The organism is Citrobacter amalonaticus, assembly GCF_018323885.1.
GTDB classification, from domain to species: domain Bacteria; phylum Pseudomonadota; class Gammaproteobacteria; order Enterobacterales; family Enterobacteriaceae; genus Citrobacter_A; species Citrobacter_A amalonaticus.
Genome location: NZ_AP024585.1, coordinates 4,315,311 through 4,330,918, shown reverse-complemented (window position 1 = coordinate 4,330,918; position 15,608 = coordinate 4,315,311). Strand labels below are relative to the sequence as shown.

At 53.8% G+C, this 15,608-nt stretch carries 16 protein-coding genes; 1 reads left to right on the top strand and 15 read right to left on the bottom strand.

Going from position 1 to position 15,608, the window contains the following annotated elements; genetic code table 11:
• Positions 1-53: 53 nt before the first annotated feature.
• The 8 genes from KI228_RS20505 to KI228_RS20470 form a co-directional block, all read right to left on the bottom strand.
• Positions 54-866 carry a shikimate 5-dehydrogenase gene (locus KI228_RS20505; RefSeq protein ID WP_042999000.1) on the bottom strand — a complete coding sequence of 271 codons (813 nt, stop codon included), beginning with the start codon at positions 864-866 and terminating at the stop codon, positions 54-56.
• Between the two features lies 1 nt (position 867).
• Positions 868-2,088: an L-sorbose 1-phosphate reductase gene (gene sorE / locus KI228_RS20500; RefSeq protein WP_042999001.1), complete on the bottom strand. Its 1,221-nt coding sequence runs from the start codon at positions 2,086-2,088 to the stop codon at positions 868-870.
• Positions 2,089-2,141: 53 nt separating this feature from the next.
• Positions 2,142-2,966 (bottom strand): PTS system mannose/fructose/sorbose family transporter subunit IID, encoded by an 825-nt coding sequence (locus KI228_RS20495; protein WP_042999002.1) that lies wholly within the window; start codon positions 2,964-2,966, stop codon positions 2,142-2,144.
• 11 nt (positions 2,967-2,977) lie between these two features.
• Positions 2,978-3,775: a PTS mannose/fructose/sorbose transporter subunit IIC gene (locus tag KI228_RS20490; RefSeq protein ID WP_042999003.1), complete on the bottom strand. Its 798-nt coding sequence runs from the start codon at positions 3,773-3,775 to the stop codon at positions 2,978-2,980.
• A gap of 262 nt (positions 3,776-4,037) precedes the next feature.
• Positions 4,038-4,532: a PTS sugar transporter subunit IIB gene (locus KI228_RS20485; RefSeq protein WP_061069516.1), complete on the bottom strand. Its 495-nt coding sequence runs from the start codon at positions 4,530-4,532 to the stop codon at positions 4,038-4,040.
• The gene (locus KI228_RS20480) at positions 4,532-4,939 is read right to left on the bottom strand and encodes a mannose/fructose/sorbose PTS transporter subunit IIA (RefSeq protein ID WP_061069517.1); all 408 of its coding nucleotides are present in this window, start codon (positions 4,937-4,939) and stop codon (positions 4,532-4,534) included. The genes KI228_RS20485 and KI228_RS20480 overlap by 1 nt, the downstream gene beginning before the upstream one ends.
• A gap of 9 nt (positions 4,940-4,948) precedes the next feature.
• A complete protein-coding gene (locus tag KI228_RS20475) occupies positions 4,949-5,755 on the bottom strand; it encodes an SDR family oxidoreductase (RefSeq protein WP_061069518.1) in 807 nt (268 codons plus the stop codon).
• Positions 5,756-5,825: 70 nt separating this feature from the next.
• Positions 5,826-6,773, bottom strand: a complete 948-nt coding sequence (locus tag KI228_RS20470) for a sugar-binding transcriptional regulator (RefSeq protein ID WP_104010341.1) — start codon at positions 6,771-6,773, stop codon at positions 5,826-5,828.
• A gap of 552 nt (positions 6,774-7,325) precedes the next feature.
• On the opposite strand from KI228_RS20470, the gene rluF reads away from it, so the two are divergent.
• Entirely contained in the window at positions 7,326-8,201 is an 876-nt protein-coding gene (gene rluF, locus KI228_RS20465; RefSeq protein ID WP_054176733.1) for a 23S rRNA pseudouridine(2604) synthase RluF, read from the top strand.
• Here the strand turns inward: rluF and KI228_RS20460 are convergent.
• From KI228_RS20460 to rtcR, 7 genes are all read right to left on the bottom strand, one after another.
• Positions 8,198-8,470 (bottom strand): YjbD family protein, encoded by a 273-nt coding sequence (locus KI228_RS20460; RefSeq protein ID WP_042321003.1) that lies wholly within the window; start codon positions 8,468-8,470, stop codon positions 8,198-8,200. The two genes, rluF and KI228_RS20460, sit on opposite strands and share 4 nt — an antisense overlap.
• Before the next feature lie 63 nt (positions 8,471-8,533).
• On the bottom strand, positions 8,534-9,292 hold the full coding sequence (locus tag KI228_RS20455) for a DeoR/GlpR family DNA-binding transcription regulator (protein WP_044253400.1): 759 nt from the start codon (positions 9,290-9,292) through the stop codon (positions 8,534-8,536).
• Entirely contained in the window at positions 9,279-10,142 is an 864-nt protein-coding gene (locus KI228_RS20450; protein WP_044268576.1) for a Cof-type HAD-IIB family hydrolase, read from the bottom strand. Before KI228_RS20450 ends, KI228_RS20455 begins: the two co-directional genes overlap by 14 nt.
• A gap of 15 nt (positions 10,143-10,157) precedes the next feature.
• On the bottom strand, positions 10,158-11,000 hold the full coding sequence (locus KI228_RS20445) for a beta/alpha barrel domain-containing protein (RefSeq protein ID WP_044253395.1): 843 nt from the start codon (positions 10,998-11,000) through the stop codon (positions 10,158-10,160).
• Between the two features lie 27 nt (positions 11,001-11,027).
• Positions 11,028-12,614, bottom strand: coding sequence for a PTS sugar transporter (locus KI228_RS20440; RefSeq protein ID WP_090050365.1), 1,587 nt, complete (start codon positions 12,612-12,614; stop codon positions 11,028-11,030).
• A 247-nt stretch (positions 12,615-12,861) separates the two neighbouring features.
• Positions 12,862-13,800, bottom strand: coding sequence for a ketopantoate/pantoate/pantothenate transporter PanS (gene panS, locus KI228_RS20435; protein WP_042999013.1), 939 nt, complete (start codon positions 13,798-13,800; stop codon positions 12,862-12,864).
• Between the two features lie 111 nt (positions 13,801-13,911).
• Positions 13,912-15,492, bottom strand: a complete 1,581-nt coding sequence (gene rtcR / locus KI228_RS20430) for an RNA repair transcriptional activator RtcR (protein ID WP_061069520.1) — start codon at positions 15,490-15,492, stop codon at positions 13,912-13,914.
• Positions 15,493-15,608: the final 116 nt, after the last annotated feature.

Below are 15,608 nucleotides of genomic sequence, written 5' to 3'. Positions count from 1 at the left end.
TACGCGTTTAATAACCCTCCTCAGCGTCATCAGAGGAGGGTTATTTGCACATGTTACCCCGCCCGGGCAAATTCAGCGGCTTCACTAATCAGCGCGTCATCCGGGCGTACGCCGGTGTACATTGCGAACTGCTCAACGGCCTGCAACGCAATTACTTCTGCGCCGCTGATGGTCTTTTTACCCAGCTTCTGCGCCAGTTTGATCACCGGGGTATCCGGCGGCAGGGCAACGACATCGAACACCACGCTGGCGCTGGCGACCATGGCTTCGCTGTACGCCAGCTCATCGCTCTCTTTACCTCCGGCCATGCCGACGGGCGTGACATTGACCAGAATGTCGCAGGCAATGCCTTCCGGCAGCGGCTGCCACTGAAAGCCATACTGTTTCGCCAACGCCGGACCGCTGTCCCGGTTACGAGCGGCGACGATCACATCGCGAAAACCGGCGTCGCGAAAGGCGGCAATCACCGCTTTGCCCATCCCGCCGCTGCCGCGAATCATCACCCGCGCAGTGGTGTCGAGCTGGTGGCTGGCAATCAGGCTTTTTACCGCAATATAATCGGTGTTGTAGCCCGTCAGTCTGCCGCCGTCATTGACGATGGTATTGACGGAATCAATGACTTTTGCCGATGGATCGACCGCGTCGAGAAACGGCATACAACTCTCTTTAAACGGCATCGATACCGCGCAGCCACGAATGCCTAACGCGCGAACCCCTTTCACCGCCGCTTCAATATCCTGGGTGGTAAACGCCTTGTAGATGAAATTTAAACCCAGCTTTTCATACAGATAGTTGTGAAAGCGGGTACCAAAGTTGCCGGGCCGACCGGCAAGCGACATGCACAACTGAGTGTCGCGGTTAATCATGTTAAATCTCCTCGGCGTGCGACAGTAAATACTGTTCGGCTTCCTTAGACCAAATCCCGTGATGGCGTTCCAGAATAGCGCACAGCGCGGGATCGTCAATCTGGCTGAGAGCGGTTAGCGGTAACGCTTTCCCGGTATAGACCAGCTTTTTACCGCCGCCCACTTTCGGCAGCTCCAGCGTGGTTTCTCCTGCGGCATTCAGCCCAAGAATGTGCGTGACCACTTTGGCGGCCTGCACTTTCTTCTCTTCAATCAGTTTAACCGCTGCGCGCATATCGTCAGTGTTCCCACCCGAGGTGCCCACGTAGTGAGTGAAGGCGTAATGCACATCGTAGAAGTTGATTGGGGCGCTGAACTGCTTGTCCTGCGGGCCGGCAAAGAAGTTCATGCAACCGTCGGGTGCGAGCAGGGAAGAGGCCAGGGTAACCAGTTGTTCGTTCGGCACGAAGACAAAAATATCATCAAAACCGTGGCCGCCGGTCAGCGCCATCAGCGTGTCGTAAGCGGCATCCTGTGCGTGCAGGTAGTGGATCAACGTTTGTGGTTCAGAAGGATAGTGTTTACGGGCATAGCTCAGCTTGTCGTGGTTAGTATCGGTCACCACCAGTAACGCCGGGTTGATCGGGCCATGCAGCGCGTAGTCGATCGCCAGCAGCCCCATTGGCCCCGTCCCGCCGAGGATCAGTGTGCGACCCTGCGGACGAATTCCCATGTTGTGGTTATAGGTGCCTTCCTGCAGGTGATAGTTGGCGTTGAATGCGCCGATCACGCAGGATAGGGGCTCGACCAGCGATCCTTCAAAGTACGTTTCGCCTTCGTAAGCCAGCAGGCAGTCCTGTTCCATCACCACATTGGGGATCACGACGTGTGTGGCTTCGCCGCCTACCCACGGGAAGGAGTAACCGGGGCAATCCGGGCGATCCGCCAGTTGCAGGTTCGCCTGAATCACATAGCGCTGGCCGGGCTGGAACTTGTGCTGCCACTTTTTCCCCACGGCGATAATATCGCCGCAGAACTCGTGGCCGATGATGATTGGGTGGGTCGCTACATCGTCCGGCACCTTTTTATGATCCTCACCCTGATTAGCCTCTTTCCAGGAAGAGAGGCACAGGCTGTCGGTGACCACGGTAGCCAGAATTTCATCGTCCTGCATCTCTGGAAGTTCGAACGTTTCCAGGCGCAGGTCGCGTTTGCCATAAAGGCGCAGAGCTGTTGTTAACATATATTCCACCTCATGTTGAGCGATAGCCCCGGCTGAACGCCGGGGCGAAAAAATCAGGACAGGAAGCCCAGTGCGTTACCCATAATCCCCAGGCCAAACAGGGCGAAGATCAGCCATACCGGGTTAATTTTCTTGTTGAGCAAACGGACCATCAGCATCGTCAGGCCCAGCGCCAGCAGGCCGGGGCAGAGCTGATCGAGGATGTTCTGCACGGTCATCGTGACGGTGCCGCCGTCCGCGCCGGGGGTTTGCGATACCACCAGTGGCACGTTGATGCTGGTCCACTTGGTGACCAGCACCCCCATCACAAACAGGCCGAGAATCGATGCGCCTTCGGTCAGTTTTTGCAGCAGGTTGCCGCCCATGTCACTGACGATGTTGACCCCTTTGTTGAAGCCAATTTGCAGGCCGTACCATTTCATCGCCAGACGGACTGCGTTGAAAATAAAGAAGAACAGCAGCGGGCCGAGCACGTTGCCGGACAACGCCAGCGACGCGCCGAGCGCGGCGGTGATCGGTCGCAACGTGCCCCAGACTAACGGGTCGCCAACGCCCGCCAACGGCCCCATCAAACCGACTTTGATGCCGTTGATCGCGCCATCATCGATTTCCGCCCCGTTCGCTCGCGCTTCTTCCATCGCGGCGGTCACGCCAATCACCGGGCCGCACACCGCGGGCGTGGTGTTGAAGAACACCAGATGACGCTTGAGTGCCGCCACCTGATCTTCTTTCAGCGGGTACAGGCGCTTGATGGCGGGGATCATGTCGTAGCAAAAACCCAGCCCATGAATACGTTCAAAGTTGAAAGACGCCTGCTGCAGGTTGGAGCGAACAAACATGCTAAACAGGTCAGATTTGGTCAGTTTTTTCTGTTCCATGATGGGCTCCGTTAGTCATCAAGCTGGTCAAGAGCGGTGGAGGAGGAGGTCTGCGTCTGCGGTTCGGCCTTACGCCACTGTGGGTTCAACTGGATATAGACCAGCGCAATAATCGCGCCGACGCCGCCAAAGGCCAGCAGACTCAGGTCGAGGTAACCACCGGCGATAAAACCGAGGAAGAAGAAGGGCATCAGGTACTTCACGCCCATCATGCGCAGCACCATGGCGTAACCGACCACCACGATAAAGCCACCGGCAATCTGCAGGCCGCGAGTGACGAATTCCGGGATGGCGTTGAGCATATTGCTGACCATATCTGCACTGACAAACAACGAGACAATTAACGCCGGGATGGCGACGCGTAACGCCTGGACACCCAGCGCAGAGACATGGAGGATGTCGATGGTGCGAAAACGTGCGTCTTCTGCGGCCTTATCCGCCGCATGCTGGAACACCACGGTGATAGTCCGGGCGAAGACGGTCAGGACCTGGCCTGCCGCCGCGACCGGCAGTGCGATGGCGATACCGGTCGCGATGCTCTGTTGGCCGACGATAACCAGAATGGCGGAGATAATACTGGCGAGCGCGGAGTCCGGAGATTGCGCGGCACCAACGTTCATCCAGCCAAGCGCGATCAGCTCCAGCGTTCCGCCGAGCATCACCCCGGTTTTTAAATCACCGAGGATCAGGCCGATAACCGTACAGGCAATGAGCGGGCGGTGGGTCTGAAATTCATCCAGCACGCTGCCCATTCCGGCAATACAGGAAAATATAAATATGGCGATAATTTGTAGGGTACTGATTTCCATAATGGGTCACCTTAAAATGTGAACATCCCTGCCTGTTAAAGCATTTACACGTCGTCCTTCAGGCTGCCTCGTTGTTGGCTGAATTACTCGTCTCATCCATGAGACTCGCCCTGACGGGCCGTCGCTTCGCAACGTTCAAATCTGTTCCCGACAGATTTGTGACTCACCCCCAGTCACATCGTTATTTATGTTCCTGTGGATTCACTCATTTGCCGCCGTGATGCTTCCAGAATGACTGTGTAATAAATACAGGCGCTTTTATTTATTCCGCGAACGATTGTTCTTTTATTTTGTCGAGAATATTAATGGAGGGATCGGAGGCGACCACACGTAAATCCAGGGTGACGCCAAATTTATCCAGTTCGCGAAACGCATTAATATCATCGTCATCTAAGGATACGGCTTTGGTTAATTGTTTTTTACCCGGTCGCCAGGCCATGCCGCCAATATTTAAGGTGGCAATTTTTACGCCCTGTTTGACCATCGCCAGCGCATCCTGTGGGCGGGTAAATAAATAAAATACAGTCTCGTCCTGATACTGTGGATTATGATAAACCGCGACGGCTTTTTCGATATTCACCACGTTGACCTTCATTCCCGGTGGGGCGGCCTGGCGTAATAATGTCCGGCGCACTTCATCATTATAAACGTCGTCATTACAGATAATAATCCGCTGGGCATTCGCCACCTTCGACCAGACGGTGGTGACCTGACCGTGGATCAAGCGGTCATCAATACGGGCAAGGGTAATATTCATCAGAAATCCTCTTCGGTCGTTTCCAGATGCTGCCAGACCACGCAGGTTTGTTGTGCAATGGTCGTCAGGTGTTCGCACAATTCATCCACATTCATACTGCTCTGGTTATCTACCAGTTCCAGCGCCAGCGGCAGGGAAAGGCCGCTGATCACCCGGATGGCCGGATTGCGCATCGCCAGCGTTGCCGCGGCGTTCCACGGACTGCCGCACTGCAGGTCTACGGCAATCAGCCATTCGCTATTGGTGTGAGCACTCACTAACTTTTCCAGCTTTGTGACGATGTCGCTGGCGTTCTCGCCGGGGACAAAGGCGACCGCCTCAACGTTGGCGTCACCGTAGACCATTTGCACCGATTCCAGCATGGCGCAGGCCAGTTTGCCGTGAGCACAGAAGATTGCATTGACCATAACGTCTCCTTAGCCGCGCGTTTTTCCGCCCGCAATGTTAGTGGTTACTCCGGTAATGTAGCTGGCACGTTCAGACAGAAGATAACAAACGAAATCAGCAACTTCGCTCAGGCGTCCCGAACGGCCAATCGGAATCGCGTTCTTGCTATAGCCTTCACGCAGCTGATCAACGGTGATATTGCGGGTCCAGGCCAGCGCTTCTTCATATTCCGGCGTGCGCAGTCCCGTTTTTTCCAGAATCCCGGGAGCAATGCCGACCACGCGAATGCCGTGTTTGCCCAGCTCTTTTGACCAGGAACGGGTGAAGCTATTCAGCGCCGCCTTCGTTGCGGCATAGCAGCTCTGGCCTTCTGACCCTTCCAGCCCGCTTTCCGAAGAGACGTTGACGATAACGCCGTTACGCTGTTTCACCATCTGGCGCGCCACTGACTGTGACATTAAAAACACGCCTTTCTGGTTGATATTGACCATTTTTTCAAACGCGGCTTCGTTTAATTCATACTTTCCTGCAGGCGCTTTTTCATCGACCAACAGGCGGGGAAAGTTAACGCCAGCGTTATTAACCAGACCATCAATACGACCAAAGCGCTGGATGATTTCATCCACGGTGTGATTAACCTCTTTGGCGCTGGAAATATCCGTCGGCCAGAAGTGGTAGTCGTTATTACCTTCATGCTTTGCTTCGCCGCCATGAATATCCGCCATCTGGACATTTGCGCCTTGTGCTAATAATTCTTCGACAATGGCTAAGCCAATTCCGGATGCGCCGCCGGTTACAATAATGACTTTATCCTGTAGATTTAACCACGTTTGCATAATTAACTCCCAAATTCAGAGAAGGGGACCCTGCATAAAATAAATTACGTCAGGATCAAGATGAGTATATTTACTTCAACAATAATTCAGCGGTATGGCTATTAGTGACCAGCGAATTAATATAGTTTCCACGTAATGCGCCGAGAATGCCGCTAAGCTTTTCTTCACCCATTGCGATGCCGATGGAATAACGCGCTTGCTTTAATTTGTTGGTTTCGATAGAAAGCGTTTTTTCGCTCATCGTGGTCTCCACCGTCACGCCGTTAATATCGTAAAAGCGCGAGCAAATGTCTCCGGCAACCTGCCGGGCATGCAGATCGTCACTCTCTTCGCTGCCGTAAAAGGCATGCCAGTTTGCACCGTCGCGAATTGCCGGAGAACCGATCCCTACCAGCGCAACATCCAGATTGTTCCAGTAGGCAGAAATCGAATTAAAGTGCTGGGACTGCATAATACCGTTGCGAATCAATGGATTTTCCAGCAGTGCCGGAAAATCAGCCAGATGTGATTCGCCTTTCAGCTTTGCCGCCGCGCCGTAGGTCAGCGTATTGACGTGATAGCGGCTCTCGAGCTTCCCGGATGGCCCGCCGATGATCGGCACGCAGATCAGCTGGCGTGACTGGCTGGCTGGCGACAACCCTTCGACCAGTGCGCGTACTGCGCGTCCCCAGGAAAAACCAATGATGTCGCCGGGTTCCAGTAAACGTTCCAGCAACTGCGCGCCGTGCACGCCCATCATGGCAAGTTGTTCCTCTTCCTGCTCGTTGTCGCAGGTGATCACCACCGCTTCTTTGAGGCCGAATCGTTGTTTAAGCTGCTGTTCCAGCCACAGGTTTTCGTTGTAATCGTAGTTGATGGCGATAGTGACGATGCCCTGTTCTCGACCGCGTTTCAGCAGGCGGCTGATGGTGGTGCGATAAATCCCCAGTTCACGGGCGATCTGCGCTTGTGTCATATCCTGTTCGTAATAGAGCTGCGCTATTTTTACGATCAGGCGGATATCATCACTGTTTTCCATCGCCATTTGTAGACTCCTGCACATTTGTGCAAATCATCAATCTGCCCTCTTGATCTGATATAACCTCATAAAAGGGGGAGTTCAAAGCGATTTTCTCTTCTTTGTGCGTCATGAGCTGGCGATTAATGTTGCACATATGATGTGCGGAGCGCTCGTTATTGGCACAGATGTGCACATAATCCTAATCTCTTGATTCTGTTAATTTTCATTCAACAAAATTGCACGTAAAGATCGGAGACACTTTTGTGTCGAAAGGTGGGGCGGATCACAAATAGCGCTGAGGCCAATTTGCACGATTATTTTTTATCGCCAGCAAGGTAAGGTATATTCCGCATTTATTACGCAAAGCATTCAGGATGTATCAAGGCGGCAAGGGAGCGAATCCTCAGGAGCATAGATAACGATGTGACTGGGGTGAGTGACAAATCTGTCAGGAACAGATTTGAACGTTGCGAAGCGACGGCCCGTCAGGGCGAGTCTCATGGATGAGACGAGTAATCTGGCAGCCAACGCAGAGACAGCCTGAAGGATGAAGTGTACAACGGAGAAATTATGCTGCCCGACTCATCAACACGACTCAACAAATACATCAGTGAAAGCGGAATCTGCTCGCGCCGCGAAGCGGATCGCTTCATCGAGCAAGGGAATGTCTTCATTAATGGCAAACGCGCCACCATTGGCGACCAGGTGATGCCTGGCGACGTCGTGAAGGTGAATGGTCGGTTGATTGAGCCGCGTGAAGCGGAAGATCTGGTCTTTATCGCGCTGAACAAGCCGGTGGGGATCGTGAGCACCACCGAAGACAGCGAGCGCGACAATATTGTTGATTTCGTTAACCACAGCAAGCGCGTATTCCCGATTGGCCGTCTGGATAAAGATTCCCAGGGACTGATCTTCCTGACCAACCACGGCGATCTGGTGAATAAGATCCTGCGTGCCGGTAACGATCATGAAAAAGAGTATCTGGTCACGGTCGACAAACCGGTTACGGATGAGTTTATTCGTGGGATGAGTGCCGGCGTGCCGATTCTGGGTACTGTCACAAAAAAATGTAAGGTGAAGAAAGAGGCGCCGTTTGTATTCCGGATTACCCTGATTCAGGGGCTGAACCGTCAGATCCGCCGCATGTGCGAACATTTCGGTTATGAAGTGGTGAAGCTTGAACGCACGCGCATCATGAACGTTGGCCTGTCCGGTCTGCCACTGGGAGAATGGCGTGACCTGACGGATGATGAGCTAATTACGCTGTTTAAGCTTATCGAAAACTCTTCTTCAGAAGCGAAACCGAAGGCGAAAGCGAAGCCGAAAACCGCGGGAATCAAGCGCCCGGTGGTGAAAATCGAAAAGACGGCGAACAAAGAGAAAGCGCGCCCGGCGGCAAACGGCAAACGCTTTACCTCGCCGGGGCGTAAGAAGAAAGGACGTTAACGTCTGCCGCGCGTTGGCGTGTTCGCTGACCAGGAAAATGACGCTTCAGCATCCGGTTTATAAGCCTGCTTTTTCTTCAACTGGCGGGCTTTTTTTGCCTCGGCTTCGCGCAAGACCATCAGCTTATCAATGTACTCTTTCTTCACGCTGTTAGTCTCTGCGTTGGTCAATTGACGACCATGCGCGATACGGGCGCGATCCAGCAACGTTTTCAGTTCGCGCTGTTCGCGCTCGGTCATCTCTTTTTGGGTAATGCGGGGGAGTGCCATACGGGTGCCCTCTGTCTGCCTGGTGATTTCAGTGTACGGCAATACGCCTCGGGCGGATAGCGCTCAGTCAGCAATACGCAGTTTTCCGGCGAAATCCTGTTGTGTATAACCCGTTGTTTTAAATCCCTTATCCGTAATGATGTAATCGATCTCTTTGAGAGTCGCGATACACATCACGCCGTCCTGACCAAATTTAGTATGGTCAGCGAGAATTACGGATTTTTTACTCATCGCAATCATCGCTTTGGCAACGTATGCCTCGTCAAAGCTCTTCACGAGTACACCATGCTGCGGCGAAATGCCACCCGCACCGATAAAGCAAATATCAGCGTGAATCGCATTAATCTGCTGGCACACAGAGACGCCCAGATTGGCGCGGAAATGGTAATCGTATTCACCGCCTAAGACATAGACTCGCGCCTGGAGATTATGCTCTTTTATTTTATCGGCAATTAAGGCGGAATTGGTAATAACGGAAAACGCGAGAGGGGGTAAGTGTTCGGCAAGAATAAGATTCGTGGTACAGGAATCAATAAATAGCGTATCGCGCTCGCTGACCATTCCCGCCGCCACTTTGCCAATCGCCATTTTTTCTTCGCGATGGGCATCAATTCTCGCGCCAAATGCATCTTCCTGAACAACCTGTTTTTTGACCGCGCCACCGTGAATTTTGGTGATTTGACCTTCAGACTCCAGCAAAGAGAGATCGCGGCGAATGGTTTCCGAGGTCACGTTCAGCGTTTCTGATAATTTAATAACGGTCACTTCACCGAACTTGTTTAATTCATCAAGAATATGCTTTCTTCTTTTAATCGGGTTCATTATTTTCCGCCAGGGTCGAACTTTGCCGCATGGTAACTGGATGCGCAGAGCAACGCAACCACTCCAGCGCGCAGACGATACCCTCATCATCATTGGTGGTGGTTACATACCGCGCCTGATGTTTCACGCTATCTGGCGCGTTGCCCATTGCGATGCCGAACCTGGCAACGGCGAACATGCTGATGTCATTCTGTTGATCGCCAATGGCGGCAATCTCAGTGGTTGACAGATTTAATTGGCGGGCGATTTCATTTAGCGCATAGCCTTTATTTATTTCGCTACGTTGAATATCAATATAATTCCCACCGGTGATTGTCGCTTTATAGTCATTGGGTAACTGACGACTTATTTCCCGACAGAGATCGTCGATCCTGGCGTGTTCTGCGACCAGCGTAATTTTAAATATATCGCGACGATTAAAGATATTCCCTGGTGCGGCGCTAATAAGCGGTAACGCAAATAAACTGGCCTCATAGGATGTCCACGGGGCGATAAGGCGATCGTCGCGGTGATAAATCGCCTGGGCAGTAAAAAAATGGTGAGGATAACGGGACAGCGAAATATGGCGGTCAATCTCTCTGAGATCCATCCGGGTAAGGGCCGCAGAATGCAGAATGCGCTGCGACGCCAGCTCAAGGATCTGTCCACCGTTGAAGCCTGCGCACCAGTCAAACAGTGTCTCAACCTGCTGCTGTTGTAACAGGCGCGCCATTGAGGAGACCGGTCTGGCGGAACAGGCGGCCAGCAGACCGCCGCGCTGACGAAAGTCAACCAGCGCCTGACGTGTGCGTGGCGTGATAGTTTTCTGCGACGTCAGCAATGTTCCATCCAGATCGGTAACCAGTAGCATTATTGTTCTCTGTCGTTAGGCATGAGCGATAAACGGGGTCACGGCCTCTTTGGCGGCATTGCAGACCATATTGTCGATTGCCGTACCGACGACCAGGATATTAACCCCGGTGTCCTTAAACGCTTTGGCATTGGCGAGGTTAATGCCTCCTTCCGCCAGCGTCGGGACGTCCACCGCGCCAACCAGCGCCCGAAGACGGTCTTTAATCATCTGCGGGATATCGCCTGCCGCCACGCCTTCATAGCTCATGCCGGTCATCAGGCCGATCATATCGACGCCAATCTCCTGCATACGTTTCGCTACGCTGGCGACCTCTTCCGGGGTGCGTGCCGGAATACCGAAGGTATGCAAATCATCCGGATGACCAATGTAGGCATCCACGGTCAGGCCATACTGATGGGCGAGGTTGACGATGTCCTGCAGGTCGTCCCAGTCTGATTTATGGGTATGTAAACCGTCAGCTCCGGCGCGGGCAATCTCCAGAATCTCTGTTTCGCTGAGCGGGACGGGCAGCGTTTCGGTAAACCCGCCCGCAATGCCCACGGTGATGAAGATGTCGTCCGGGACCACATTACGCACGCCGTGCACGGCTTCTGCCATCTGACCGTTGGTGATTTCGTGGCGGATTTGCTCCGCCGCGTGCATGTTACTCACCCCTTTGTGTCCGCGCGCCAGCGCCAGCGCAGGATGGTTCGGTTCGAGCAGTTTCACGCCTGCCTCACAGACCGCTTTTGCCAGGCGCGCATCGTCGCCGGTGATCCCCGTGCTGAGGATAGTTTGCCCGCCGTGCAGCGCGATGGCATCTTTCACTTTCTGTAACGCTTTGGCGCGTTTTTTATTCATATCGCCTTTAAACATGGTGTACCTCTGGTGTTGGTGCATTTATTAACGGGCAGACGCCACAGATTCACTCTGTACGACAGCCTTAAAACGGTTCGCAATGATGGTGGTGATACAGGTCATTGCCATGACAGTGACCATCACAATCGCCATCTGTAATGCGTTGCTGGATAAGAACGGTGAGGCGAACGCCGGGACGTAGGCCACCCCTTTGACGTTAAAGAAGCCGAGCATCATGCCGCCCATTCCGGCCCAAAAGATGGCGGAACCAAAGACGATTTTGTTGGCGAACATGAAGGGGTAGGCGGATTCCACAAACGTTCCGAAGCCCAGGTTGATAAGCAGGCCCGGTGTGGCGACGGCCGCTTCGCTTTTTTCGCGTGGTGCGATGACGTTAGCCAGGTTGATGCCGGCAGCAACCATCACCAGACCCACCATATCCACAGCGCCGAGGAAGCTGACGCCGGATTTCTCCATCTCCAGCAGCACCAGCGGTAGAATGACCGCGTGATAGACACCACCCAGAATCGCGGGCCAGATCACCAGACCGGCCAGCAGCCCGGCAAGAATCGGACTGAATGCCAGCGTGCTTTCGATAGCCAGCTTGATGTAGTTACCGGCGGAGAGCGCCAGGGGACTCAGCAGATAATGCATGATCAGGCCAGCAGTCAGACCCGAAATCCCGCCGGCAACGATGTTGACGGTGGTCATCGGGAAACGCCAGTTCAGGCACAGCTCAAACAACCAGCGCACAAAAATCCCGGCCATCAGACCGCCGATAATCCCCCCGATCAGGCCGCCTTCAACGGAAAGCACCCCGGCGACGACCCCGGCCACAATGGAGACTTCATCGAGTTCGGAGATCTGTTTTGCCGCCAGCACGGCAACCAGCACCGGCAGACCCTTCAGCAGGATTTCAAAGATATCGTTGAGTTTTTCCAGTCCGGGGATGTGGCTCAGGGCGAGTACGATCGCCATCGCGATAAAGCCTGGCAGCGCCGGGATCATGATGCTGCGGATGTTAAAGCGCTTAAGCAGACTCTTTCCGGAACCGCCTTGTGCAGGCGACGCGCTGCCCAACTGGGGTTTGTATTTGATACCCCAGTATTTACACAGCGAGGCGACGAAAGAGACCGCGCGAGTGCGGCTGGTGGTCCCCGTGGTGCCTGAGGTGGCGACCACATTGGCGCCCTTTGCGGCGACCAGCGCCATCGAGGTGCCGCCGGTGCCGACAATCGGGGTTTTCATTTCTACGGCGGCATCAAAAACGGCCTGGTTAGCTTTTACCGGATCGGCGCTCATCACTACGATCCCGTCGATCTCACCGCGACGGATCATCCCGGCTATCTGGCGATCGCTCTCGACGACGGAGGCATTCACCTCGGAGAGTTTACCCTGGAAGATACGTTGTGGTTTTGTGTTGTTTTCTGTGGTTAAGGCATAGACGGCTGCTGGGGTGTCAGGTTTGGCGACATCCATCGACGCCTCTGCTGCAATGAACTGCACGGCAGCGACGGTGACACCCGCGGCTTCACACTGCTGATAAATCTCCTGGAGTAACTTCTCTGGCTCAGCGCCACCCAGGTTGTAGAGGTTGCCTCCACTGCTTCCAATAATCGCAATTTTTTTCATAGCGGCCTCAAAGAAAAGATAGGGTAGGGGGTTATCTGTGTTGTAGTGGAATCATATTCCCAAGCAAAACAAAATAAAGCAACATTAAAAGAACGAATCCAGCTCTCTATAAAATAATAAATTTATAATAATTAATTGAAAATAAAGGTATTAATTATATTTTTGTTTTGTGTTGATGTTTGTTGTTTTGTGATGAGGTTCAAACAAGGAAGGCAAGGAATGGGGGAAATCCCCCATTCGCAGGGGATCAATTTTCTTTGACAGCACTCTGCTGTTCATCAATCGGTTTACCGGACCAGTACCCTGCCAGCAGAGAGCCGGAAAGGTTGTGCCAGACCGAGAACAGTGCGCCGGGGAGGGCCGCGAGCGGGCCGAAGTAGATTTTACCCAGCGCGGCGGCGAGACCGGAGTTTTGCATTCCCACCTCGATCGCCAGCGTGCGGCAGGTTGACTCGTCAAAGCCAAACAAGCGCCCGCCCCAGTAACCGCCGAGCAGGCCGATGGTGTTGTGTAGGATCACCGCGATAATCACCACGAAGCCGACGGACGCGATATGCGCGGCGGAACCGGCAACCACTGCGCTGATGATCGCCAGAATGCAGACCATCGAAAACGCGGGCAGGTAAGGTTCAACTGCCTTCACAACGCGCGGGAAAAGATGATGGATCACCAGGCCCAGCGCAATTGGGATCACCACAATTTGCAGGATGCTGAGCAGCATCCCCATCACATCCACCTGAATGTGCGCATCGACATACAGACGTGTCAGCAGTGGTGTGGCGACCACGCCCACCAGAGTGGAGACGGAAGAGATCGTTACCGAGAGTGCGACATCGCCTTTCGCCAGATAGATCATGACGTTAGATGCCGTGCCGCTGGCGACGCTTCCGACCAGCACCATCCCGGCGGAGAGTTCCGGCGGCATGTTAAATGCCATCGCCAGTACCCAGGCCGCCAGCGGCATCACCAGATAGTGCAGGAAAATTCCCGCCGCAACCGGTGCCGGGCGTGAGAGCACACGTTTAAAATCATCCACTTTCAGGTGGACGCCCATGCCGAACATAATCAGCATCAACAATGTGGCCACCCACGGACCGACAGGCGTAAAAGTGGATGGCGTGTAATACGCAATAGCAGAGAGCAGCAGCGCCCATAACGGGAACAGCCTGGTGAGAGTGGCGAGCATGTTGTTTTCCTTGCACGTATGTTGTGTTTGCTTGTTATTCACGGGTTGGGATCGAGCCCAACCATCATTATTGTGTATCGTGTGAAGAGGTATTATTCAAACAAATTATGCTTATGTTCTGACTTTGAGATTTTCCCAGCTCAGACCAAACCGAGCCAGGTACTTACGCAGACGGTCGGCATCGTTGGGATTGGCTTTCTTTTGTCGTGAGACGGCGAAGAGTTCACGTCCGGCTTCGGACAACGATGCGCTGCGGCGACAGACCTCAAGCACGGTTTCCAGTTGGCGGCGGTCAAAGAGGTCGAGTTCCATCTCCAGTTCCGGTTGCGACGGCGCCTCTCCCCAGCTCTCCTGCAAAAGCGCCATCTCTTCGTCGACAAGGGCCTGCGTGATACGTCCTTGCTCGGCCAGCGTCGCCATTCGCGCGACGGAGGAACTCAGTTCGCGGAAATTGCCGCGCCACTGCGCCTGAGGTGAACAGGCAAACGCCAGATAGCGTTCACGCGCCTCCTTATCAAAACGAATCTGATTCTGTCGGCTGCGGGAGAAGCGTTGCAGCTCATACTCCACGTTAGGGGCGATGTCTTCACGCCGCTGTGCAAGGCCGGGCAGGGCAAAGCGCCACATGTTTATCCGTGCGTAGAGATCTTCGCGAAAACGCCCTTCGGCGACCCACTGCGGCATATCGCGATGGGTTCCGGCTATCAACTGGAAATCGCTGTACACCTCTTTATCTGAGCCAAACGGGAAGAAGGTTTTCTCCTCGATCGCTTTCAGTAGCATGGCCTGTTCATCCAGCCCCAGTTCCGCGATCTCATCCAGAAACAGCACCCCGCCGTCGGCTTCACGTAACAGTCCCGTTCGTGACGACAGTGCGCCCGTAAACGCACCTTTCACATGACCAAACAGCGTCGACATGGCGTTATCGCCGCGCAGCGTCGCGCAGTTCACTGCCACCAGTTTTCCACCCACCAGATGCCGTGACTGACGAAGCTGAAAAATCCGTTTTGCGAGGAAGGATTTCCCCGCACCGGTGGGGCCGGTGAGCAGGATAGGATCGCCAGAGCGCAAGGCAACGCGCTCAATACGGTCAATCAGTTTATTGAACGTGGCATTGCGCGTCTCGATACCGCCTTTGAGGAAGGAGATTGATTGCTGCTGCTCACGCTGAAAGCGACTGGTGAGTGTGGCATAGCGGCTTAAATCAAGATCGATCACTGAGCAGGTGCCAGCGGCAACATCCTCCTGCGGAGCGCCCTTCGGTGCGGGTCCGGTTTGCAGAAGGCTGGCGGGCAGATAGCGGGCTTCCGTCAGCAGGAACCAGCAAATTTGCGCCACATGAGTGCCGGTAGTGATGTGCACCAGATACTCTTCATTCTCGGTATCGAAGGTGTAATGAGTGGCAAAGTCGAGGAACGCGGCGTAGACCTCTTCGAAATCCCAGGGATCGGTAATGGGGATGGCATGTGGACGAACCTCAGTATGTGGAGAGAGCAGGCTAATATCTTCCGCTAACTGCTGACACATCCCGGCATCGCGTGGCTGGTGGATAAGCTCCAGCCGATCGATCGGGAAATCCGGCTGTTGGCACAGTCCGACCGTGGGCCGCCATTTCTTTAACCGGTTTGCCCGTTTGCCGCGTTTATCCAGCACCGTGCCCAGTACACCAATCACCACCCGTCGCTTTTTCATGTTTATCCCAAAAGATAAAGTTAGATAGGTAAGGATAAAAAACAGGCGAGACGTCTGCAATCATCATTTTTGATGGTGAAAATTAATTCCTTATTAATCAATTAAATAAAAAATAA

Excerpts from the sequence above, each read along its gene's own strand:
- KI228_RS20455 (WP_044253400.1), bottom strand. The coding sequence starts at position 9,292 with ATGAACCCGATTAAAAGAAGAAAGCATATTCTTGATGAATTAAACAAG.
- KI228_RS20485 (WP_061069516.1), bottom strand. The coding sequence starts at position 4,532 with ATGAATATTACCCTTGCCCGTATTGATGACCGCTTGATCCACGGTCAG.
- KI228_RS20450 (WP_044268576.1), bottom strand. The coding sequence starts at position 10,142 with ATGCTACTGGTTACCGATCTGGATGGAACATTGCTGACGTCGCAGAAA.
- KI228_RS20480 (WP_061069517.1), bottom strand. The coding sequence starts at position 4,939 with ATGGTCAATGCAATCTTCTGTGCTCACGGCAAACTGGCCTGCGCCATG.
- rtcR (WP_061069520.1), bottom strand. The coding sequence starts at position 15,492 with ATGAAAAAGCGACGGGTGGTGATTGGTGTACTGGGCACGGTGCTGGAT.
- KI228_RS20440 (WP_090050365.1), bottom strand. The coding sequence starts at position 12,614 with ATGAAAAAAATTGCGATTATTGGAAGCAGTGGAGGCAACCTCTACAAC.
- KI228_RS20460 (WP_042321003.1), bottom strand. The coding sequence starts at position 8,470 with ATGGCACTCCCCCGCATTACCCAAAAAGAGATGACCGAGCGCGAACAG.
- sorE (WP_042999001.1), bottom strand. The coding sequence starts at position 2,088 with ATGTTAACAACAGCTCTGCGCCTTTATGGCAAACGCGACCTGCGCCTG.
- KI228_RS20445 (WP_044253395.1), bottom strand. The coding sequence starts at position 11,000 with ATGTTTAAAGGCGATATGAATAAAAAACGCGCCAAAGCGTTACAGAAA.
- KI228_RS20475 (WP_061069518.1), bottom strand. The coding sequence starts at position 5,755 with ATGCAAACGTGGTTAAATCTACAGGATAAAGTCATTATTGTAACCGGC.
- KI228_RS20470 (WP_104010341.1), bottom strand. The coding sequence starts at position 6,773 with ATGGAAAACAGTGATGATATCCGCCTGATCGTAAAAATAGCGCAGCTC.
- KI228_RS20505 (WP_042999000.1), bottom strand. The coding sequence starts at position 866 with ATGATTAACCGCGACACTCAGTTGTGCATGTCGCTTGCCGGTCGGCCC.
- KI228_RS20495 (WP_042999002.1), bottom strand. The coding sequence starts at position 2,966 with ATGGAACAGAAAAAACTGACCAAATCTGACCTGTTTAGCATGTTTGTT.
- panS (WP_042999013.1), bottom strand. The coding sequence starts at position 13,800 with ATGCTCGCCACTCTCACCAGGCTGTTCCCGTTATGGGCGCTGCTGCTC.
- KI228_RS20490 (WP_042999003.1), bottom strand. The coding sequence starts at position 3,775 with ATGGAAATCAGTACCCTACAAATTATCGCCATATTTATATTTTCCTGT.
- rluF (WP_054176733.1), top strand. The coding sequence starts at position 7,326 with ATGCTGCCCGACTCATCAACACGACTCAACAAATACATCAGTGAAAGC.